This is a genomic window from Aromatoleum tolulyticum (genome assembly GCF_900156155.1).
GTDB lineage: Bacteria > Pseudomonadota > Gammaproteobacteria > Burkholderiales > Rhodocyclaceae > Aromatoleum > Aromatoleum tolulyticum.
In genome coordinates this window covers 130,230-150,493 of the sequence record NZ_FTMD01000005.1, presented here as the reverse complement: position 1 = coordinate 150,493, position 20,264 = coordinate 130,230, and the positions used below count along the sequence as shown (strand labels likewise).

The window sequence follows — 20,264 nt, the reverse complement described above, 5'->3', positions numbered from 1 at the left end:
TCCGAATGAACAAATCGCCCTTGCCGCCGGCCGAACCGCAGATTCCCGCGGACATGCCCGAGCACACCCTGTCCGTCGTCGTGCCGATGTACAACGAGGCGGAAAACGTCGAGCCGCTTCTCGAACGCATCCACCTCGCGCTGGGCCCCTATCCCTGCCCTTGGGAAGTGGTGCTCGTCGACGACGGCAGCTCCGATGCGACGCCTGAGGAGCTTGCCCGCTGCGCCGACAAATACGGACCGCATGTGCGCATCGTCGAGCTGATGCGCAACTTCAAGCAGACCGCGGCGATGCAAGCCGGCCTGGACGCCGCCCGCGGCAGCGTCATCGTCACGATGGACGGCGACCTGCAGAACGACCCGATCGACATCCCGCGCATGGTCAACCGCCTGCTGACCGAGGACCTCGACCTCGTGGCAGGTTGGCGCAAGGATCGTCAGGACGGGCTGCTGCTGCGCAAGATCCCCTCGCGCATCGCCAACCGCCTGATCGCGCGCATGACCGGCGTTCACCTCAAGGACTACGGCTGCAGCCTCAAGGTCTTCCGCGCCAGCGCGATCAAGAGCGTGCGCCTGTACGGCGAGATGCACCGCTTCATCCCGGCCTGGCTCGCGACGGTGACGACGCCGCGCCGCATCGCCCAGGAGGTCGTGACGCACCATGCGCGCGTCTTCGGACAGTCGAAGTACGGCATCTCGCGTACCTTCCGCGTCGTCCTCGATCTCGTCTTCGTGTACTTCTTCATGCGTTACCGCACCCGCCCGGGACATTTCTTCGGCGGCATCGGCATCGGCCTCGGCGCACTGGGCGGCCTCATCCTCACCTACCTCGTCGCCCTGAAGCTCTTCCTCGGCGAAGACATCGGCACCCGTCCGCTGCTCTTCGGCGGTTTCTTCCTCGTCATCGCGGGCGTGCAGATGGTCACCTCCGGCGTGCTCGCCGAACTGCTGACGCGCGTGTATTACGAGTCGGGCAGCTCGCGCGCCTATCTCGCACGACCGGGAAATGCGCTCGAAGACGCTGACGGATGGCACCGGAAAGGCGTCCGATGAATTCTCCCGCGGCCTCCCTGCCCCGGCCGCGTGCGTCGCTGGCGCTCGCGATCTTCCTGCTCCCGCTCGTGGCGTTCTTCCTGCGGCTGGGCGGGGCGCCGCTGTTCGACGTCGATGAAGGGGCGTTTTCCGAAGCGACACGGGAGATGTTCGAGCGCGGCGACTTCCTGTCGACCTACCTCAACGGCGAACACCGCTTCGACAAGCCGATCCTCGTGTATTGGCTGCAGGCGCTCGGCTACCTGCTGTTCGGTCCCACCGAATGGGGCTTCCGCCTGCCCTCGGCGGTTGCCGGCGCCCTGTGGAGCTATGCGACCTGGCACTTCGCGCGTGAGCGCTTTGGCGCGAGCACTGCGCTGGCCGCGCTGGCGGTCGCATCGACCGCACTGGGCCCCTTCGCCATCGCGCGCGCGGCGACAGCCGACGCGCTGCTCAACCTGCTCCTCGCCCTGGCGCTGTTCGATGCCTGGCGGCACCTGGAGTCCGGCCGCCGCGCCCCCCTGCTGCGGTGCTTCGTGTGGATCGGACTCGGCGCCCTGACCAAGGGACCGATTGCCCTGATCGTGCCGGGCACCGTCAGCCTGCTGTACTGTGCGAGCCGCGGGGAATGGAAACGCTGGGTGCGAGCCGTGTTCGACCCCGTCGGACTCGCCATACTCGCAGCGATCGTCGTGCCGTGGTACGCCGCGGCCCTGGCGATACACGGACAGGCCTTCATCGATGGCTTCATCCTCAAACACAACGTCGAACGTTTCACGGGCACGCTGGAAGGCCACGCCGGCAGCCTCTTCTACTACGTGATTGCCGTGCCGCTGCTGCTGCTGCCGTGGACCGGCCCCCTGTTCGCCGCGGTGCGGCATGTGCGCAGCGACCTCGATACTGGCGTGCGCCGCTTCCTGTGGATATGGGCCGGCTTCGTCGTCGCGTTCTTTTCGCTCTCGGGCACCAAGCTCCCGCACTACGTCCTTTACGGATCGACGCCGCTGTTCCTGCTGATCGCCGTCCACCGCAACGCGCTACGACGGGCGCCCCTGCATCTGCTCGCCCCGACGCTGTTCCTGGCCCTGCCGCCCTTCCTGCCGCTGATCTTCGACGCGCTCGCGGCAAGCGAGGCCGGCAACGCGTATTACCGCGCCCAGCTGGCGCTCGCACTGACCGAGGCCACGCCCGAATACTACCTCGTCGCGATCGGCGGCCTCCTCGCATGGATCTGGCTGGCCTTGCGCTGGAACGCCGCAGCGTGGATGAAGGTCGGCGCCGCCGCCGTCATCCAGGTCGTCGTCCTCGCGGGCGTGGTCGTTCCCTGGGCGGGCGCGGTATTGCAGGGCCCCGTCAAGGAAGCCGGACTGCTCGCGCGCAAGACCGGCGAACCCGTCGTCGCATGGCGTTACTATGCGCCGAGCTTCAGCGTCTATCGGCAGGCCGTCACACCCGACCGCGCTCCCGCAGCAGGCGAACTCGCGCTCACGCGCACCGACCGCGTTCCGGCGACCGGCGTCGACATCCTCTACCGCAAGGGTGGCGTCGCACTCGTCCGCAAGCTGCCCGATTGAGATCCATGCTCGACCCGGCATCGACGAAGGAAGCCCCACATGCATCAATCTCGTGCGCGACTGCGGTATCTGCCGACAACGCGCCTGCACGGCAGGAGCAACTGCCGATGAACCGGCTGACCTTGTGGATGGCCGTGACAATGGCGGCCTGCGCGCTGGTGTTCACGGTGTGGCCCGAGCTCGATCTCGCGGTATCGGGCGTGTTCTACGATTCCGCGCGCGGCTTCTCCGGCGATTACAACCCGCTCGTCCAGTCGCTCTATCGCGGCATCCCGCTCATGTCGAAGGCGACGATCATCGGCCTGTTCATCGCCCTGTTCGCCTACTCGATGCAGCGCGGGGCGACCGGGCAGAAACGTCGCATCCAGGTTGCCTATCTGATCACCGCGCTGATTATCGGGCCCGGCCTGCTGATCGACGTCGCCCTCAAGGACTACTGGGGGCGCGCACGCCCCTACAAGGTGGCGGAATTCGGAGGCACCAAGACCTTCACGCCGGCTACGCGGCCGTCTGACCAGTGCGAGAACAACTGCTCCTTCGTCAGCGGTCACGCCTCGGCCGGCTATTACCTCGTGAGCCTCGGCTTTCTTGGAGGGGTCGCCGCGCGTCGACGCTGGACGCTGATCGGCCTGACGGTCGGAACCGTCTTCGGTCTCGGCAGGATCGCCCAGGGAGGGCATTTCCTGAGCGACATCGTGTTCAGCTTCTATGCAACGTGGTTCGCGGCGTGGGCGGCATGGATGATATTCCGGCGCCTGGGCTGGTTGCAGGACGACACCGCAGCCGGGGACGCAGACCAGGCGCCGACGCAGGACGACCAGCGCGGCAGTACCGCCTGACCCACCCCGACGCCGTGGCCGTTCTAGCGCGCGGCCGAGGCCGGGTTGGAGCTGGCAAGCTCGATGACGTTGGCCCCTGATGCAGCATCCTCGAGCTTTTCCAGCTTGCCATCGACCACCGCGCCGCATTCCATCTGCAGCTGACGATAGATGATATTGCCGGAGATTTTCGCGTTCGCCTGCAGTTCGAGGAAATGCTCGACTTCGAGGTCGCCCGCGATCACGCCGTTGATCACTGCATCGTAGGCGCGCACGCGACCGTTGATCGAGCCTTTCTCGCTGAGCACGAGCAGGCTGCGCTCGCCGTCCTTGTTGATGACGTTCCCCTGGATCCGGCCGTCGACCCTCAGTCCGGCAGAGAAAATCACGTCTCCGACGATCTCGAGATTGTCCGCCACCAGGCTCGAAAGCTTGGTCATTTCGATCGTGCGCTTGCCCTTGCGTCCGAAGAACATCTGTCCTGCCTCCCGTTTGAATTCCCGCGCCTGCCCGGCGCGGCGGATCACTTCTCCGGCCTGCGCGCCCCGGCAGACTTCAGGAATGCCAGTTCGTCGCCCACCTGCTTGAGTTGCTCGTTGAGCGTTGCGACCTGACGCTCGAGCTCGCTGCGCGTCGCCAATTCCACCTCCAGCTCGAGACGGACCTTGGCGAGCTCCTTCCTGAGTTCGAGGTTTTCCGCGCGCACATCGGAAAGATAGGACGCGGGCGCGAGATGATTCTCGAAGAACCGCAGTCCGGCCACCGCAAGCAACACCACCGCGAGCACGGCCGCCAGCACGAACGCCATGCGGCCGAAGCCGCGGTTCGCCGGGCTCAGTGCGTATTCATTGCGCGTCAGGTCATGGTTCGGCGAACGCCGCGGTTCCCTCACTGGTGGCACTCAGAAGCGCGCCAGATAGGTAGCGGGATCGACCACCAGGCCGTCCTTGATGACCTCGAAATGCAGGTGCGAACCGGTCGAGCGTCCGGTCGATCCCACTTCGGCGATCTTTTGCCCCGGCATCACGATCTGCCCCGGGGTGACCAGCAATCTGGACGCATGCGCGTAACGTGTCACGAGACCGCCACCGTGGTCGATTTCGACGGTCTTGCCATACTCCACGCGAAAACCCGCGTACACGACACGCCCCCCGCCGCTGGCGACGATCGTCGTACCACGCGGGGCGGGGTAGTCGACACCGCTGTGAAAGGCAGGCCGATTGCGGAACGGATCGAGCCGGTTGCCGAAATTCGAGTTGACCTCGACCTCCGGAACCGGGGCACGCCCGGGAAACGCCATCTGCGCGAGGCTGAACGAGGTCGCGACGTTGTCGAGATGGGCGAAGGTTTCGCTTACCCGTTCGATGTCCCGTTCCATGCGCTCGAGTTCGTCCGAAAGCTTGCCGGCATCGTCCATGTCCGGCACGAGCGGCGAGCGCGTCAGGGCCATTGCCGGATCGGCGATCCGGGGCGCGAACGCCGCGGTCGGATCGAGCAGCGGACCACCGGAAGACGCCGGCGGCGTCTTGGCGACACGCCCGGACTTGCTTTCGGCGTCGGCACTGTCGTTGAGCCGGGCCTCGAAGTCCTTGAGGACGCCGATGCGATTCGCCAGACCCTTGGCTTCCGCCTCGAGCTGCACCATGCGGCCCGCAAGCTCTCCGAAACGACCGATCAGCACACGTGCCTCAGGGCTAGCGGAAGTTTCAGCGCCACCTTCCGAAGGTGCCGCGGCGGAGTTCGCCGGTGACTTGAAAACGTACCCGAGGGCGAACCCGCCTCCAAGCGCAGCCAGCACCGCGAGGCTGGCGCCTGCCAGGAACGCACGTGCGCTGATCGTGCGCACTTTCGACTGCGTTAGCGTTCCGGCGGAAAGAATGACAAAAGCCATCCGTCTCCTCCAAGCAGAGACATTGACCAGGCATCGCACGCGTAGCTTGTGCGATGGGCGAAAACGGATCCCGGCCAAATCCATTCGTGCAAATTCAAAACGCCGGAACAAGGGCGGCGAATTCTATCACCAAATCAATACGATGCGTCAAGCCACGAACTCACCGTCGCGCGCTCGATCCGCACCGGAACGGCCCCAGCCGCCATCCATCAGGCTTTGCGGCACACCGCGCCGCGCGCGAGACCTCTGGTCCGCCCCCACTCCAGGCACTATCATCACGCAAACGGCACAATACGGACCCGTACGTTCCTGCCCCGAAAAAACCAAATCCGAGGAGACCCGAATGACCGCTGCGAACGCCTATCCGACCCTGCTCCAGCCGTTAGACCTGGGGTTCTGTACGCTCAAGAATCGCGTGCTGATGGGCTCGATGCACACCGGACTGGAAGAATCCAGCAACGGTTTCCATAAACTCGCCGCTTTCTACGCGGCGCGCGCACGCGGCGGCGTCGGGCTGATCGTGACCGGAGGCATCTCGCCGAATTCGGAAGGCCTGGTCTTTCCCGGTGCAAGTGCCCTGACCAACGACGAGGAAGTCGTCGAGCATCGCCTGATCGCGGACGCCGTCCACGCCGAGGGCGGGCGCATCTGCATGCAGATCCTGCACACGGGCCGATACGCCTATCACCGCGGCTCGGTTGCGCCTTCGCCCCTGAAGGCGCCGATCTCCCCGGTGACGCCGCGCGAGATGACCGACGAGGACATCGAGCGCACCATCGAAGAGTACGCCTGTTGCGCGGCGCTGGCGCAGCGCGCCGGCTACGATGGCGTCGAGGTGATGGGCTCCGAGGGGTACCTGATCAACGAATTCACGGTCCTGCACACCAACCACCGCACCGACCGCTGGGGCGGCAGCATGGAGAACCGCCACCGCTTCCCGATCGAGATCGTGCGGCGCGTGCGCGAACGCGTCGGTCCGAACTTCATCATCATCTACCGCATCTCCATGCTCGACCTGGTCGAAGGCGGCGCTCCGTGGCAGGAGATCGTCGCGCTGGCGAAGGCCATCGAGGCCGCCGGGGCGACCCTCATCAACACCGGTGTGGGCTGGCACGAGGCGCGCATCCCGACGATCGCGACGATGGTGCCGCGCGCAGCCTTCAGCTGGGTCACGCGCCGGATGAAAGGCGAGGTCGGAATTCCGCTGATCACCTCGAACCGCATCAACACGCCGGAAATTGCGGAGCAGGTCCTCGCCCGCGGCGACGCCGACATGGTCTCGATGGCACGCCCCTTCCTCGCCGACCCAGATTTCGTCCTCAAGGCCGCAGCCGGACGCGGCGACGAGATCAACACCTGCATCGCGTGCAATCAGGCCTGTCTGGACCACATTTTCGAGGCCAAACCCTGCACCTGCCTCGTGAACCCGGTCGCCTGCCGCGAGACGGAACTGATGATTTCTCCGGCGCTACAGAAGAAACGCGTCGCCGTCGTCGGTGCCGGGCCCGCGGGCATGGCCGCGGCAGCCACCGCGGCGGAGCGCGGTCACGCGGTGACGCTGTTCGAGGCCGCGGACCGGATCGGGGGCCAGTTCAACCTCGCCAAGCGGATTCCCGGCAAGGAGGAGTTCGCCGAAACGCTGCGCTACTTCGGCCGGCGCCTGGAAAAGGCCGGCGTGGAAATCCGGCTGAACCACCGCGTCACCACCGACGAACTCGCCGGACGCTTCGACAGCGTAGTGCTTGCAACCGGAATCACGCCGCGCATCCCGGACATCCCCGGCATCGACCACCCCAAGGTCGCGAGCTACATCGACGTGATCACCGGCCGCAAACCGGTCGGCCGCAAGGTCGCGGTGATCGGCGCGGGCGGCATCGGCTTCGATGTCAGCGAACTGCTCACGCACGCCGATCTCGCCGACGATCCGATCGAACATTACCGCCGCGAATGGGGAATCGACAGCACGTTCGCGGCAGGTGGCGGCCTTTGCCCGCCCATGGAGGAGGCGCGTACGCGCGAACTGTGGCTGCTGCAGCGCAAGCCGAGCAAGGTCGGCGACGGCCTCGCGAAGACCACCGGCTGGATCCGGCGCACGCTGCTCGGACGGCGCGGCGTGAAGATGCTCGCCGGCGTCAGCTACGCGAAGATCGACGACGCCGGCCTGCACCTGCGACTGGGCGACGAGGAAAAACTCCTGCCCGTCGACACGGTCGTCGTGTGCACCGGTCAGGATCCGCTGCGCGACCTGCACGCGCCGCTACAGGCTGCCGGAATGGATGTGCGGCTCATCGGCGGCGCGGACGTCGCTGCCGAGCTCGATGCCAAGCGCGCGATCGATCAGGGAACCCGGGTGGCGGCGGCGCTCTGAGCGCTCTGAGTTTGCGCCGCCGGACAATCACGAAAGAAGGCGCCGCCGTAACGGCGCCTGCTCACTAGAGCTGCAATTCTGCCCGGTCAACGTCGATGACCAGGGCGCCCCGCGCCCAAGGGAACGCCGCCTTGACGCGCGCGACCAGCTCGCCGTCATTGATGATGGTGCCGTTTCCATGCAGCAGGCAGCCCTGCCCCGGTCCGTGACTGCCATCGACCGACCGCGACGCAGCCAGCACCTGGACCCGCGCGTTGCGCTCCAGATTTTCCTCGGTCTTGCGGTAGTACCCGGCGGGAAAGACCATCCTGTCGCCCTCGAGGCCCAGGCGCCGCAAATACTCGCCCCAATTCCCGACCACATGCGGACCGTCCGGCCCTTCCGTGACAATCGCCAGAAATTCCGTTTTTTCAAGAAGATCCCGGGTCACCCCGTCGATCACACCCATGCTTTGCACCTCCGATATGTAATGGCCGCGCATCTCAGCGCGCACGGACGAATTTCAGCGCCAGACCATTCGTGAACAGTGCCAGAAGCACGAGTGCTGCAACGATCAACTACGTGCTGACAGCAAGGCGGCGCTGGATCCGGCCATCGATTGTCCTGACGTTGTATCCGAGGACGACAATAGACAACGATTAGCGTCGGCTGGAAATGATCACGCTCAAGGCGCACGAATCGCCGCCCTGCTGCCCAAAAAAAACGGCGGTCACAGCCGCCGTTCTACCCTCACTCGCCAGCGGTCTTACTTGCCGGCGTGCTCGGAGAGCTTGAGCCAGGTGTCGACGACCGTATCGGGGTTGAGCGAGATGGTCTGGATACCCTCGTCCATCAGCCATTCGGCAAAATCGGCGTGATCCGACGGCCCCTGGCCGCAGATGCCGACGTACTTACCGAGACGGTTGGCGGACTTGATCGCCATCGACAGCAGCTGCTTGACGGCCGGATCGCGTTCGTCGAACGCATGGGCGACGAGGCCCGAGTCGCGGTCGAGGCCCAGCGTGAGCTGGGTGAGGTCGTTCGAGCCGATCGAGAAACCGTCGAAGTGCTCCAGGAAGGCATCGGCGAGCAGCGCGTTGGACGGGATCTCGCACATCATGATGAGCTTGAGATCGTTCGTGCCGCGCTTCAGGCCGTTCGCGGCGAGGAGATCGACGACGCCCTTGGCCTCCTCGACGTTGCGCACGAACGGAATCATGATCTGCACGTTGGTCAGGCCCAGCTCGTTCCTCACCTTCTTCATCGCGACGCACTCGAGCTCGAAGCAGTCGCGGAAGCTGTGGGCGATGTAGCGCGAGGCGCCGCGGAAGCCCAGCATCGGGTTCTCTTCCTCCGGCTCGTAGATCTCGCCGCCGAGAAGCTTGCGGTACTCGTTCGACTTGAAGTCGGACATGCGCACGATGACGGGCTTCGGATAGAAGGCCGCGGCGATCGTGGCCACGCCCTCGACGAGCTTCTCGATGAAGAACTGCTTCGGCGTTGCGTAGCCGCGCGAACGGCGCAGGATCTCGTCGCGCAGGCTGGCGGGCACCTGGTTCAGGTCGAGGATCGCCTTCGGGTGGATGCCGATCATGTTGTTGATCACGAACTCGAGGCGCGCAAGGCCGACGCCGCCGTTCGGGATCTGCGCGAATTCGAAGGCGAGTTCGGGGTTGCCGACGTTCATCATGATCTTGACCGGGATGTCGGGCAAGTTGCCCATGTCCGTGGTCGTCACTTCGTAGTCGAGCTTGCCGCGATAGACGTAGCCGGTGTCGCCTTCCGCGCACGACACGGTCACCGAATCGCCCTCGGACAGCACGTCGGTCGCGTTGCCGCAGCCGACGATCGCCGGGATGCCCAGCTCGCGCGCGATGATCGCGGCGTGGCAGGTACGGCCGCCACGGTTCGTCACGATCGCGCTGGCGCGCTTCATCACCGGCTCCCAGTTCGGGTCGGTCATGTCGGTGACGAGGATGTCGCCCGCGAGCACGCGGCTCATCTCGGACGCATCGGCCACGACGCGCACGGTGCCGACGCCGATTTTCTGGCCGATCGCGCGGCCGTGCGTCAGGGCCTTGCCGTACTGCTTGAGGCGGTACTTTTCCATCACCAGGCCGTTGGCCTGGCTCTTCACCGTCTCGGGACGCGCCTGCAGGATGTAGAGCTTGCCGTCCTGGCCGTCCTTGCCCCATTCGATGTCCATCGGGCGGCCGTAGTGCTTCTCGATCACGACGGCGTAACGTGCGAGTTCGAGCACGTCCTCGTTCGTCAGCGAGAATTTCACGCGGTCGGCTTCGGGCACATCGACGGTGCGCACCGACTTGCCGGCTTCCTTCTTGTCGGCGAAGACCATCTTGATGAGCTTGGAGCCGAGGTTGCGGCGAATCACCGCCGGCTTGCCCAGTTCAAGCGTGGGCTTGTGCACGTAGTACTCGTCCGGATTGACTGCGCCCTGCACGACCGTCTCGCCCAGGCCGTAGGAAGCCGTGATGAAGACGACGTTGTCGAAGCCCGATTCGGTGTCGATCGTGAACATCACGCCCGAGGCACCGGTGTCCGAGCGCACCATGCGCTGCACGCCGGCCGACAGCGCGACGTCGGCGTGGGCGAAGCCTTTGTGCACGCGGTAGGCGATGGCGCGGTCGTTGTACAGCGACGCGAACACTTCCTTCATCGCGTGCAGGATGTTCTCGTAGCCGTGAATGTTCAGGAAGGTTTCCTGCTGACCGGCGAACGAGGCATCCGGGAGGTCCTCGGCGGTCGCGGACGAACGAACTGCGAAACTACCCTCGCCTTCCGCGGTCAGTGCGTTGTACGCTGAGCGGATCTCTTCCTCCAGCTTTGCCGGGAAGGGGGTTTCGACGACCCACTGGCGGACCTGTGCGCCGGTCTTCGCCAGCTTTTCGACGTCATCCACATCCAGCGCATCCAGCGCCGCACGGATTTTCTCCGCGAGACCCTGGTGGGCAAGGAACTCGCGGAACGCGTACGCTGTGGTAGCGAAACCGCCAGGAACCCGAACGCTCGAGGGCAACTGGCTGATCATCTCGCCAAGCGAGGCGTTCTTGCCACCGACCTGCTCTACGTCCGACATGCGCAGTTCAGTGAAAGGGATGACATAACGGGACATGAATGGCCTTCCGGTTTTGTTGGGGAGAAAGCAAAATGTAATTTTAACGAAATTTGCTGCTTTGCCGCACGGCAGGTTTTCCCCTATATCACGATCTTCGGCCCAAGTCATGAGCGAACACCCCACCCGGACCGTATTCTTCATCTCCGACGGCACCGGCATCACGGCCGAGACCCTGGGCCACAGCCTGCTGGCGCAGTTTCCGGATTCGAACCTGCGACAGGTCCGCATACCCTTCGTCGACGACCTCGACAAGGCACTCGACGCCGCCCGCCAGATCCGCGAGGCGCGCGCGAGCGACGGCGTGCGCCCCATCGTCTTCAGTACCCTGGTCAATGCGCAGCCCGAGAGCGGACTGCGTGACACGGATGCACTTTTCGTAGACCTGTTCGACCAGTTCATCGTGCCGCTCGAAGCGGAACTCGGCCAACGCTCGACCCACACGGTCGGACGCTTTCACGGCATGGCCGAGAGCCAGGACTACAAGTCCCGCATCGAGGCGATCAACTTCGCCATGGCGCACGACGACGGCATCTCGTCGGACGGCGAACTCGCGGACGCGGACGTGATCCTCGTCGGCGTGTCGCGCTCCGGCAAGACGCCGACCAGTCTCTATCTCGCTGTGCAATTCGGCGTGAAGGCCGCGAACTACCCCCTCATCCCCGAGGATTTCGAGCGCAACAAGCTGCCCGGCGAACTGCACCGCCACCGCAACAAGCTGTTCGGGCTTACGATCGCACCGGAGCGGCTTTCGCAGATTCGCCAGGAGCGTCGCCCGAACAGCCGCTACGCGGCGATCGAGAATTGCCGCTTCGAGATCGAGGCGGCGCAGAAGCTGATGCGTCGCGAGAACATCCAGTGGCTGGACTCGACGACGAAATCGATCGAGGAGATTTCGGCTACCATCCTCCAGGCCGTGAGGCTCAACAAGCCTGCGTATTGAGTTGCGCAGGCGCAGCAACATCCCCAAACAGGAATTTCCATGAAGAGACCCCGTCAAAAACGCCGCGGTGGTTTGGGCCGCGACGCCGAAAACCTGATCTGGCTCGCAACGGGCCTGGCCGAATCCGGTAGCCGTGCCGAAGATCGCTACTGGGACCGGCTGCTGTGCGACAGCCTTGACCGCATCCTCGAGGAAGGCGGCGAGGACACCCTGAACGCGGCACTCGATCATCTCTACGCCGCCGATCCACGCGCGTACGACGAACTGGCGGACTATATCGAGTCGCGCGCGGAAAGCGCTTCGGGCGTATCACCGGATCACGACGTCCTGCTCATCGCCGCGCCGGTGCTGGCGTGGTCGCGCTACCGCATTCCGTCGAACACCATTTCCTCCGCGGTGCTCGCGAACCTGCGGGTGCATATGCAGGCGCACGTGCTCGCCGACAAGGTGAAACTGGCGCTCGCCGATTTCCTCTTCAGCCCCGACCAACTGCCGCAGGGTTACTGCGCGACCGCCGCATTCGCGGCCGAACTCGGGCGTGCCGCCGTCGCCGGCAAGGACCTGCACATCGACACCGAAGGCATGCCGGAAACGGCGCAATTCCTGTCCGACACCCGTTACCTGCTCGCAGCAATCGCGGTGCCGAAGGGCGAGGCACTGTTCGCCTGGCAGCAATCCGAGCGCACGCGCGAACAGAGCATGACGCAGTGGCGCATGCAGGGCGGCGCATGCCTCACGCCCCTGCTGCCGGGCTGTGCGATGGAAGTCGTGCTGCCGGAAGCGTATTTCGCCGCCAGCCGCCAGGCCGACAAGGACAGCCGCCCGTACGCGATCCGCGCGTCCGTGGCCTTCCTCGGCGCGGAGCTGGATATGCCCGCCGCGAACGTCCGTGCCGTGATCGCGCCGTTCTACGACCGCGAACTCGAGGAATACCGTGTCGGCCTGACGCTCCGCGGCAAGGAAGAGGTCGTTCACGGTGTCGTCTGGCCGCTGCTGGGCGCGGAAGACGAAACGGCCGATTCGCACAGCGAGATCGAGGCGGTGCTGCGCGACTGCGGCGTCACCGAAATCGTGAACCTCGAGCACCGTTTCCCGCTCGAATACTGCGACGACTGCGGCGCACCGCTCTACCCCTCGCCGGAGGGCGAAATCGTGCACGCGGAAATGCCTGACGAACACGGCGAACAGGCACCGCGCCACCTGCACTGAAATTTGCGCGCGCGGTTCCGACGGAGGGAAGACGAATGAGCCGCAAGATCGAAAAGACCGACGCCGAGTGGCGCGCGCAACTCTCGCCAACGCAATACCAGATCGCCCGGCAAAAAGGCACCGAGCGCGCCTTTACCGGCGAATACTGGGACTTCTGGGAAAACGGCGAGTACCGCTGCAGCTGCTGCGGGGCGCCGTTGTTCGACTCCGAGCACAAGTTCGACGCCGGTTGCGGCTGGCCCAGCTTCTGGACCGCCGCCGCACCCGAAAACGTCGACGAGGCGGAAGACCGCTCCCATCTCATGCATCGCACCGAGGTGCTGTGCCGGCAGTGCGGCGCCCATCTCGGACACGTGTTCGAGGACGGACCGCCCCCCACGGGGCTGCGCTACTGCATCAACTCCGCCTCCATCCGCTTCGATCCGCAGCGCTCGTCAGAGGGCGAGGACTGACGCCCCCCGGAGTCACCCATCTCGGGGTGACTTCAGGCGCGGTCGCTGTCGAGCGCCACCAGCACCGCCGAAGCGAAATCGCGGCGATACAGCACCACGACGACCAGGGCGGTCAGGAACAGGAAGAGCCACGGCTGGATGAACCAGGCGACTGCGGCCAGGCCGAAATAGTAGGCACGGATGCCGCGGTTGAACTCGTCGCCGGCCAGCGAGTTCACCATCGCCACCCGCTGCACCATGCGCTCGTGCCCTTCGCCGTGCGGATTCGTCGGACTCGCGCCGATCAGGATCGACAGCATGTTGAACTGGCGCAGCGACCACGTGAACTTGAAGTACGCGACGACGAACACGGTCAGCAGCAGCAACAGCTTCAGTTCCCCCAGCTCGCGCGAGGTCGCGCGCGCGAACGGCAGGTCGGCGGTGAAGCGCATCGCCTGGTCGAGTGCCCCGAGGACGGCAAGCAGGCCGGCGATGATGTAGATCGTCGTGTTCGCATAGAAGGACACGCTCTGCATCAGGTTTCCCACCAATGCCGCATCGCTGACGCGCAGCTCGCGTGCCAGCATCTCGCGTGCCCAGTCGAGCCGGAAGCGATGGCTCACCCCCATCAGCCCGCGCTGCGACCAGCGGCTGTTTTCCGAGAGCCAGCCATAGCCCGCCCAGGCCGCGAGAAACCAGCCGAGCGCAATCCAGTCGAGTGTCGAGATGCCGCTCATCGGTTCCCCCTCCCCTGCAACGCGCGCTTCATCGTTCCAGCAGGAAGTCGCGCACCAGCGCGATCTGGGCGCGGTCCATCAGCACCGGCGCGTGACCGACGCCGGCAATCTCGGCAAGGCGCGCACATGGCCCGGTTTCGCCCATCTGGCGGAAGGTTTCGGGTGGGAGCAGGTCGGATTCAGCGCCGCGGATCACGAGCGTCGGGCACTGGATCGCCTTATACACGTCCCACAGGTCGACATCGACCACGACGGGCGCCTCGCGGAAGACGTCGCCCAGCCCCGGGTCGTACACCATCGCGAAGCCCCCCTCGACGGGACGCACCGAGTAACGCGTGAGGTGTTGCCACTGTTCGTCGGTGAGCGGGCCGAAGGGCGCGCTCACCGCACGGATCCAGGCCTCGGCCTCCGCCATGCTGGCGAATTTCGGCGCCTTGCCGACGTATTCGCCGATGCGCCGCAGCGAAGCTGCGGTGATCACCGGCCCGACGTCATTGAGCACCAGCCGCGAAATCGGTGTATGCGGCCTGCTGGCAATCAGCATGCCGATGATCCCGCCCATCGAGGTGCCGACCCAATGCACCGTATCGGCATCGAGCCGCGCGAGCAGCGTGACCATATCGGCGACGTACACGGGAAAGCCGTAGTCGGACTTCACCCCGAGCCAGTCGCTGCGCCCGCGTCCGACGACGTCCGGGCAGACCACGCGGTAATCGTCCGCCAGTGCCTGGGCGAGGAAATCGAAGTCGCGCCCGTTGCGCGTGAGGCCGTGCGCGCACACGAGCACCTTGCGGTTCGCCGGCTCACCCCATTCCGTGTACGCCATGCGGTGAAAACCGTGCGGACCGATGCACTGCACCGACCGTTCGCGCACGCCGTGCCATGGCCGATCGACTACGATCTCCGCAGCGGGCGCGGGATACGGTTCCGGTCGCAACAGCCGGCGCAGGGAGTCGAACAGGCTCATCGATTCGAGATCGTGGAGGATGGGTGAGTGGCCAAGTGTAGCAGGACGACGGCCTAACGCCCGTACCAGTAACGGCGCGCAAGATCGCGCCAGGACGCGATTTCGACGCCGTGCGCACCGGCATCGACGAGGATTGCGCCCTGCTCGTCGGTGCGCCAGTTCGTCGCCCCTCCCTCCGACCAGCGCTGCAGCACGGCCGGGTGCGGGTGATGGAACTGGTTGAGGTAGCCCGCCGAGTGGATCGCCGCACGCGGCGCCACGCCGGAGACGAAGGCATCGCCGGACGAGGAGCGGCTCCCGTGGTGCGGCACGACGACGACGGTACTCGCCAGGGATCCGCTCGCCTGCGCGACCAGGCGCTGCTCGGCACCGCGCTCGATGTCGCCCGCGAGCAGGACCGATCCGCCGGGCGCAGCGACCCGCAGCACACAGGACGCGTCATTGTCCGACGTTTTGCCGAGCTCCCTTTCGTCGGGATGCAGGATGCGGAACTCCACCCCATCCCACGACCAGCTGTCGCCCGCGAGACACGGACGCGTTGCCCGCGGCGGGGGCGCGTCCGCGGGAACGGCGAAGTTCGCCATGACCTCGCCCACTTCGACACCGGCGAGCACGGACGCCATGCCGCCCGAATGATCGAGGTCGTCGTGCGAGACGACGAGACGGTCGAGCCGTCGGACACCGGCAGCGCCAAGATAGGGGACGAGCACCCGCGCCCCCGCATCGCCGCCCTGGCGGTAGGCCGGCCCGGTGTCGTAGATGAGTTCGTGGCGGGCAGTACGGACGTGTACCGCGGTACCCTGCCCGACATCCAGCACGACCATGCGGAACGCGCCATACGCGGGCCGATCGGGCACCCACGCGAGCATCGGCAGCATCGCCAGCGCCCCTGCCGCACGCGCCGGCGTGCCGCGCGGGAGCATCAGCCATGCAACGCCGGCAACCGCCGCGACCGCCAGCACCCCCGGTGGCGCAGCCTGCGTCCACATCGCGAAGGGCAAGGCCGACAGCCACTCGAGGAACACCATCAGCAGCCCGAAGAACCAATGCGCCAGTTCGAGCAGCCCCGTGAGAGGCAGGACGATGGCGAGCAGCGTCAGCGGCGTGATCACGAAGCTCACGAGCGGAATCGCCAGCGCATTGGCGAGCGGGGAAACCAGAGAGAAGCCGTTGAACAGGACGACCAGCCCCGGGATCATCGCGAGGGTGATGCCGAGCTGGCTGGCCACCGCCGCGCGCCAGCCCTTTGCTGCTCGCACGCGGCCGCCGAGCAGGAACATCAGGATCGCGACCGCACCGAAGGACAGCCAGAACCCCGCCGCCAGCACCGCCCATGGATCGAACAGCAGCACACAGAGCAAGGCGAGCGCGAGCACGATGCCGCCGGACGGCGCCCGCCCGCCGAGGAGCGCCAGCGCGACCACGGCGATCATGATCAGCGAACGCTGCGTCGGGATGCCCATGCCGGCGAGAACCGCGTAGACGGCGGCCGCGGCGAGCCCGGTCGCCGCGGCGACCTTCATCGCCGGCAGTCGCAACATCCGCCGCTGCGAGCGGCGCCACGCCTTGCCGGCAAGCCAGCCCACAAGCAGCCCCACCATCGACACGTGCAGACCGGAGATGCTGATGAGATGGCTGACGCCGGTGTTGCGGAACACCGTCCATTGCTCGTCGGGAATGGCGCGCTGATCCCCTACGGCGAGCGCGACGAGCACCCCGGCGAATTCGGCACCCGGCAGCGCAGCGAGGAAACGCGCGCGGATCGCGTCGCGCAGGCGATGCACGAGCGTTGCCGGGCGCACGACGAAATCATCGATGCGGACCGGCGGGGGAGACGGACGCACGCTGCCGGTGGCGCGAATGCCGCGCTCGAGCAGTGCTGCCTCGTAATCGAAGAGTTCCGGATTCGCGAGGCCGTGCGGCCGCTTGAGCCGGACCGTGAACTGCCAGCGCTCGCCGGGGTGCGGCGACGGCACGACGCCAGCAGCACCACCCCGCTCGGCCGCGTACCACGACAGGAGCACGCGCTGCGGCACCGCGGCGGAAGCCTTTTCGACGTGAAAGACGAAGCGCACGCCCTGCTCGCCGGCTTCGGGCAGTTCCGCGACGACGCCGGTGAGTTCGACATCGCGCCCTTCGAGCGCCCTCGGCAGTTCGTCCGCGAGCCGCCACGCGGCGCGCCAGCTCGACCACGCAAACCCGGCTCCCAGCGCGATCGCGAGGACCAGCGCACGAAACAGGTTCGCACGCACCACGCCCGACTTGTACCATTGAAACGCGACGGCGCCGGCGATGGTCAAAATGCTCGACAGCACGGCGAGCCATGCATGCGAGGGCAGCTGCGTCTGGTACTGCCCGCCCCAGACGCCCGCCGCGAACACAAAAATTGCAATTTGCATACGCCGTGATCATGCCCGCGGAACGAATTGCGGACAAGCGCGGATGGCAGCCCGAACCGCTGCGACGCGCGACAAGAACAGGACTTCGACCCGACAGCCAGAATGCGCAAGACGATCAAGCGTTTCCTGCCGAATCACGAATCGGTGCACAGCAACCGCTGGCTGCGCCCGTTCGCCAACACCCTGCTCCACCCGCGCCTGTGGCACCTGAACCGCCACTCGGCGGCCGGCGCGATCGCGCTGGGCCTGTTCTGCGGACTGATTCCCGGCCCCTTCCAGGCGCTCGCCGCTGCCGCGGGATGCGTGATGTTCCGGGTCAATCTGCCGCTCGCAGTGCTGACCACGCTGTATTCGAATCCGCTCACCATCGTCCCGCTCTACGTGCTCGCGTACGGTCTCGGCAGTCGCGTGATGGGCATGAGTACCAACGGCTTCGTGAAGCCGCCGGACCTGGGGGAGCTGCAGTTTGCCCAGTGGCTCGGCGAACTGGCCGACTGGATGGTGGGACTGGGCAAGCCGCTGGCGCTTGGGCTGATCCTGCTCGCGGCGATCTTCTCCCTGGCGGGTTACATCGGCGTCAAGGCCGCCTGGCGGCTTTGGCTGATCCGTGCGTGGCATGGCCGCCGCGCGCGGCGCAACGGCGCGGCCTGAGCGCAGTCCGGCGTCAGCGCCGTTTCAGAGCAGGCGCCCGTCCTCGAGGCGCAGGGTGCGCTGCGTGCGGCGCGCGAGCCCCTCGTCGTGCGTGACGATGACGAAGCTGGTGGCGTGTCGCTCGTTGAGGCTCAGCATCAGGTCGAAGATCACCTCGGCGGTCTTGCGGTCGAGGTTGCCGGTCGGCTCGTCCGCGAGCACGCAGGCCGGCTGCGTCACCAGCGCCCGTGCGATCGCGGCGCGCTGGCGCTCGCCCCCGGAGAGTTCGCCCGGTGCGTGGTCGAGACGGTGGCCGAGCCCGACCTCCTTGAGCATGGCTTCGGCACGCGCTTCCGCTTCGGTCCGGTCGAGACGCCGGATGTAGAGCGGCATGGCGACGTTCTCGAGGGCCGAGAACTCCGGCAGCAGATGATGGAACTGGTACACGAAGCCCAGCCTTTCATTGCGTGCCTCGCCCCGCTCGGCATCCGACATGCGCGAGAACTCGCGCCCCATCAGCTCCACCGAACCGGCGCCCGGCACGTCCAGCCCGCCCAGCAGGTGCAGCAGGGTGCTCTTGCCCGAACCGGACGCCCCCACGATGGACAGCCGCTCGCCGCGCTTCACCTCCAGCGTCACGTCGTGCAGCACCCGCACGGCATCGGCGCCCTCGCGGAAGCTCTTGAACAGGCCGCGGCAGGCCAGTACGGTATCGTTCATCGGCTCACTCATAGCGCAGCGCCTCGGCAGGATTCACGCGGCTCGCGCGCCAGCTCGGATACAGGGTCGCAACCAGAGTCAGGACGAAGGACACCGACACGATGGTGACGACGTCCGACGGCAGCACTTTCGACGGCAGCTCGCTGATGTAATAGATCTCCTTGTTCCACAGCGTCGCGCCGGTGAGCGTCTCGAGCGCCGGGATGATCAGGTCGAGGTTGTTGGCCAGCAGCAGCCCGCCGATCACGCCGCCCGCAAGGCCCACGAATCCGATGATCGCGCCCTGCAGCACGAAGATCGCCATGATCGAACCGGGACTCGCGCCCAGCGTGCGCAGGATCGCGATGTCCGCGTACTTTTCCTGCACCGCCATCACCAGCGTCGAGACGATGTTGAAGGCCGCCACCGCGACGATCAGGAAGAGGATGATCGTCATCATCGTCTTCTCCAGCGCGACCGCCCGGAAGAAGTTGGCGTGACTGCGCGTCCAGTCGCTGACCGCGAGGTCGGATTCCAGCGATCCGGCCAGTTCCCGTCCCACGCGCGGTGCGGCGAAGAGATCATCGAGCTTGAGACGCACGCCGCTCACGCGCTCGTCCAGCCGGTACAGCACCTGCGCGTCCTGCATGTGCACCAGCGCCAGTCCCGAATCGTATTCGTACATGCCGGCCTCGAAGATGCCGACCACTTCGAACTGCTTGACCCGCGGCAGCACGGCGGCCGGCGTCACGAGCCCCTGCGGGGCGATGAGGGTCACCTTGTCACCGACCTGCACGCGCAGCGCGAAGGCCAGGTCGCGCCCGAGGATGATGCCGAAGCGCCCCGGCTGCAGTGCGTCGAAACGGCCCGCACGCATGTAGCGCGCGAAGTCCGCCACCTTGTCCTCGACATCCGGCAGCACGCCGCGCACGAGCGTGCCGCGCACCGCCTGGTCGAAGGACAGCATGCCCTGCTCCTGAACGTAGGGGGCCGCCCCAAGGACATCGGGATGGCGGCTCGCCTCGTCGGCCACCTGCTGCCACGACTCGAGCTCGCCGCCGGGACCGGAGATCTGGATATGCGAGGCGACGCCGAGAATGCGTGTGCGCAATTCATCCTGGAATCCGTTCATCACGGACAGCACGACGATCAGCGCCGCGACGCCCAAGCCGGTGCCGAGCATCGACACGAGCGAGATGAAGGAAATGAAGCGATTACGACCCTGGGCGCGTTTTCGCGATCGGGTGTAGCGCAGTCCAACCAGTAGTTCGTATCGCATTGCTTCGGACGTGACCTGCCGGCGATTGTCGGAAAACCCGGCATTGTGCCCGTTGCGCCGCCGAATTGGGAGTTCGCGCATCCTGCGGCCCGCGCGCCTGCCGGGATCGGACCGGCGTGAATGGACACTACGTACGGGTTTCCCCGGACAGGGAATACCCCGGTAGTTTGTCAGAC

18 protein-coding genes are annotated in these 20,264 nt (G+C 66.1%); 8 read left to right on the top strand and 10 right to left on the bottom strand.

Going from position 1 to position 20,264, the window contains the following annotated elements; translation table 11 throughout:
* Positions 1–5: 5 nt before the first annotated feature.
* The 3 genes from BW991_RS09360 to BW991_RS09350 all read left to right on the top strand — a co-directional run bounded on the left by BW991_RS09360 (position 6) and on the right by BW991_RS09350 (position 3,444).
* Complete coding sequence (locus BW991_RS09360; protein WP_076601830.1) at positions 6–1,052, top strand: glycosyltransferase family 2 protein; 1,047 nt, start codon at positions 6–8, stop codon at positions 1,050–1,052.
* The gene (locus BW991_RS09355) at positions 1,049–2,605 is read left to right on the top strand and encodes an ArnT family glycosyltransferase (RefSeq protein WP_076601829.1); all 1,557 of its coding nucleotides are present in this window, start codon (positions 1,049–1,051) and stop codon (positions 2,603–2,605) included. The genes BW991_RS09360 and BW991_RS09355 overlap by 4 nt, the downstream gene beginning before the upstream one ends.
* Positions 2,606–2,712: 107 nt before the next feature.
* Positions 2,713–3,444 carry a phosphatase PAP2 family protein gene (locus tag BW991_RS09350; protein ID WP_076601828.1) on the top strand — a complete coding sequence of 244 codons (732 nt, stop codon included), beginning with the start codon at positions 2,713–2,715 and terminating at the stop codon, positions 3,442–3,444.
* A 23-nt stretch (positions 3,445–3,467) separates the two neighbouring features.
* Here BW991_RS09350 and BW991_RS09345 read toward each other — a convergent pair whose 3' ends face one another.
* From BW991_RS09345 to BW991_RS09335, 3 genes are read right to left on the bottom strand one after another with little or no spacing between them, the layout of a single operon-like run.
* Positions 3,468–3,899 (bottom strand): bactofilin family protein, encoded by a 432-nt coding sequence (locus BW991_RS09345; RefSeq protein WP_076601996.1) that lies wholly within the window; start codon positions 3,897–3,899, stop codon positions 3,468–3,470.
* Positions 3,900–3,946: 47 nt separating this feature from the next.
* Complete coding sequence (locus tag BW991_RS09340; protein ID WP_076601827.1) at positions 3,947–4,315, bottom strand: hypothetical protein; 369 nt, start codon at positions 4,313–4,315, stop codon at positions 3,947–3,949.
* A gap of 9 nt (positions 4,316–4,324) precedes the next feature.
* The gene (locus BW991_RS09335) at positions 4,325–5,425 is read right to left on the bottom strand and encodes a M23 family metallopeptidase (protein ID WP_244551652.1); all 1,101 of its coding nucleotides are present in this window, start codon (positions 5,423–5,425) and stop codon (positions 4,325–4,327) included.
* A gap of 232 nt (positions 5,426–5,657) precedes the next feature.
* Here BW991_RS09335 and BW991_RS09330 point away from each other — a divergent pair, with 232 nt between their 5' ends.
* The gene (locus BW991_RS09330) at positions 5,658–7,682 is read left to right on the top strand and encodes an NADPH-dependent 2,4-dienoyl-CoA reductase (protein WP_076601825.1); all 2,025 of its coding nucleotides are present in this window, start codon (positions 5,658–5,660) and stop codon (positions 7,680–7,682) included.
* A 64-nt stretch (positions 7,683–7,746) separates the two neighbouring features.
* On the opposite strand, the gene BW991_RS09325 is transcribed toward BW991_RS09330, so the two are convergent.
* Positions 7,747–8,130, bottom strand: a complete 384-nt coding sequence (locus tag BW991_RS09325; RefSeq protein WP_076601995.1) for a pyridoxamine 5'-phosphate oxidase family protein — start codon at positions 8,128–8,130, stop codon at positions 7,747–7,749.
* Positions 8,131–8,427: 297 nt separating this feature from the next.
* A complete protein-coding gene (gene ppsA, locus BW991_RS09320; protein ID WP_076601824.1) occupies positions 8,428–10,794 on the bottom strand; it encodes a phosphoenolpyruvate synthase in 2,367 nt (788 codons plus the stop codon).
* A 109-nt stretch (positions 10,795–10,903) separates the two neighbouring features.
* On the opposite strand from ppsA, the gene ppsR reads away from it, so the two are divergent.
* The 3 genes from ppsR to msrB are packed head-to-tail and all read left to right on the top strand — an operon-like array spanning position 10,904 to position 13,398.
* Positions 10,904–11,737: a posphoenolpyruvate synthetase regulatory kinase/phosphorylase PpsR gene (gene ppsR / locus BW991_RS09315; RefSeq protein ID WP_076601823.1), complete on the top strand. Its 834-nt coding sequence runs from the start codon at positions 10,904–10,906 to the stop codon at positions 11,735–11,737.
* A 39-nt stretch (positions 11,738–11,776) separates the two neighbouring features.
* On the top strand, positions 11,777–12,946 hold the full coding sequence (locus BW991_RS09310; RefSeq protein ID WP_076601822.1) for a DUF2863 family protein: 1,170 nt from the start codon (positions 11,777–11,779) through the stop codon (positions 12,944–12,946).
* A gap of 35 nt (positions 12,947–12,981) precedes the next feature.
* Entirely contained in the window at positions 12,982–13,398 is a 417-nt protein-coding gene (msrB, locus tag BW991_RS09305) for a peptide-methionine (R)-S-oxide reductase MsrB (protein ID WP_076601821.1), read from the top strand.
* 32 nt (positions 13,399–13,430) lie between these two features.
* Here msrB and BW991_RS09300 read toward each other — a convergent pair whose 3' ends face one another.
* From BW991_RS09300 to BW991_RS09290, 3 genes are read right to left on the bottom strand one after another with little or no spacing between them, the layout of a single operon-like run.
* Positions 13,431–14,114, bottom strand: coding sequence for a DUF599 domain-containing protein (locus tag BW991_RS09300; protein WP_076601820.1), 684 nt, complete (start codon positions 14,112–14,114; stop codon positions 13,431–13,433).
* A gap of 28 nt (positions 14,115–14,142) precedes the next feature.
* On the bottom strand, positions 14,143–15,081 hold the full coding sequence (locus BW991_RS09295; protein ID WP_076601819.1) for an alpha/beta fold hydrolase: 939 nt from the start codon (positions 15,079–15,081) through the stop codon (positions 14,143–14,145).
* 53 nt (positions 15,082–15,134) lie between these two features.
* Entirely contained in the window at positions 15,135–17,480 is a 2,346-nt protein-coding gene (locus BW991_RS09290) for a DNA internalization-related competence protein ComEC/Rec2 (protein WP_076601818.1), read from the bottom strand.
* A 102-nt stretch (positions 17,481–17,582) separates the two neighbouring features.
* On the opposite strand from BW991_RS09290, the gene BW991_RS09285 reads away from it, so the two are divergent.
* Positions 17,583–18,131: a DUF2062 domain-containing protein gene (locus BW991_RS09285; RefSeq protein ID WP_076601817.1), complete on the top strand. Its 549-nt coding sequence runs from the start codon at positions 17,583–17,585 to the stop codon at positions 18,129–18,131.
* Between the two features lie 24 nt (positions 18,132–18,155).
* Here the strand turns inward: BW991_RS09285 and lolD are convergent, their stop codons facing one another.
* Entirely contained in the window at positions 18,156–18,842 is a 687-nt protein-coding gene (lolD, locus tag BW991_RS09280) for a lipoprotein-releasing ABC transporter ATP-binding protein LolD (protein WP_088179587.1), read from the bottom strand.
* On the bottom strand, positions 18,835–20,088 hold the full coding sequence (locus BW991_RS09275; protein WP_076601815.1) for a lipoprotein-releasing ABC transporter permease subunit: 1,254 nt from the start codon (positions 20,086–20,088) through the stop codon (positions 18,835–18,837). The genes lolD and BW991_RS09275 overlap by 8 nt, the downstream gene beginning before the upstream one ends.
* Positions 20,089–20,264: the final 176 nt, after the last annotated feature.

Excerpts from the sequence above, each read along its gene's own strand:
- BW991_RS09310 (WP_076601822.1), top strand. The coding sequence starts at position 11,777 with ATGAAGAGACCCCGTCAAAAACGCCGCGGTGGTTTGGGCCGCGACGCC.
- BW991_RS09300 (WP_076601820.1), bottom strand. The coding sequence starts at position 14,114 with ATGAGCGGCATCTCGACACTCGACTGGATTGCGCTCGGCTGGTTTCTC.
- ppsA (WP_076601824.1), bottom strand. The coding sequence starts at position 10,794 with ATGTCCCGTTATGTCATCCCTTTCACTGAACTGCGCATGTCGGACGTA.
- ppsR (WP_076601823.1), top strand. The coding sequence starts at position 10,904 with ATGAGCGAACACCCCACCCGGACCGTATTCTTCATCTCCGACGGCACC.
- msrB (WP_076601821.1), top strand. The coding sequence starts at position 12,982 with ATGAGCCGCAAGATCGAAAAGACCGACGCCGAGTGGCGCGCGCAACTC.
- BW991_RS09355 (WP_076601829.1), top strand. The coding sequence starts at position 1,049 with ATGAATTCTCCCGCGGCCTCCCTGCCCCGGCCGCGTGCGTCGCTGGCG.
- BW991_RS09360 (WP_076601830.1), top strand. The coding sequence starts at position 6 with ATGAACAAATCGCCCTTGCCGCCGGCCGAACCGCAGATTCCCGCGGAC.
- lolD (WP_088179587.1), bottom strand. The coding sequence starts at position 18,842 with ATGAGTGAGCCGATGAACGATACCGTACTGGCCTGCCGCGGCCTGTTC.
- BW991_RS09295 (WP_076601819.1), bottom strand. The coding sequence starts at position 15,081 with ATGAGCCTGTTCGACTCCCTGCGCCGGCTGTTGCGACCGGAACCGTAT.
- BW991_RS09285 (WP_076601817.1), top strand. The coding sequence starts at position 17,583 with ATGCGCAAGACGATCAAGCGTTTCCTGCCGAATCACGAATCGGTGCAC.
- BW991_RS09345 (WP_076601996.1), bottom strand. The coding sequence starts at position 3,899 with ATGTTCTTCGGACGCAAGGGCAAGCGCACGATCGAAATGACCAAGCTT.
- BW991_RS09290 (WP_076601818.1), bottom strand. The coding sequence starts at position 17,480 with ATGCAAATTGCAATTTTTGTGTTCGCGGCGGGCGTCTGGGGCGGGCAG.
- BW991_RS09275 (WP_076601815.1), bottom strand. The coding sequence starts at position 20,088 with ATGCGATACGAACTACTGGTTGGACTGCGCTACACCCGATCGCGAAAA.
- BW991_RS09325 (WP_076601995.1), bottom strand. The coding sequence starts at position 8,130 with ATGGGTGTGATCGACGGGGTGACCCGGGATCTTCTTGAAAAAACGGAA.
- BW991_RS09330 (WP_076601825.1), top strand. The coding sequence starts at position 5,658 with ATGACCGCTGCGAACGCCTATCCGACCCTGCTCCAGCCGTTAGACCTG.
- BW991_RS09350 (WP_076601828.1), top strand. The coding sequence starts at position 2,713 with ATGAACCGGCTGACCTTGTGGATGGCCGTGACAATGGCGGCCTGCGCG.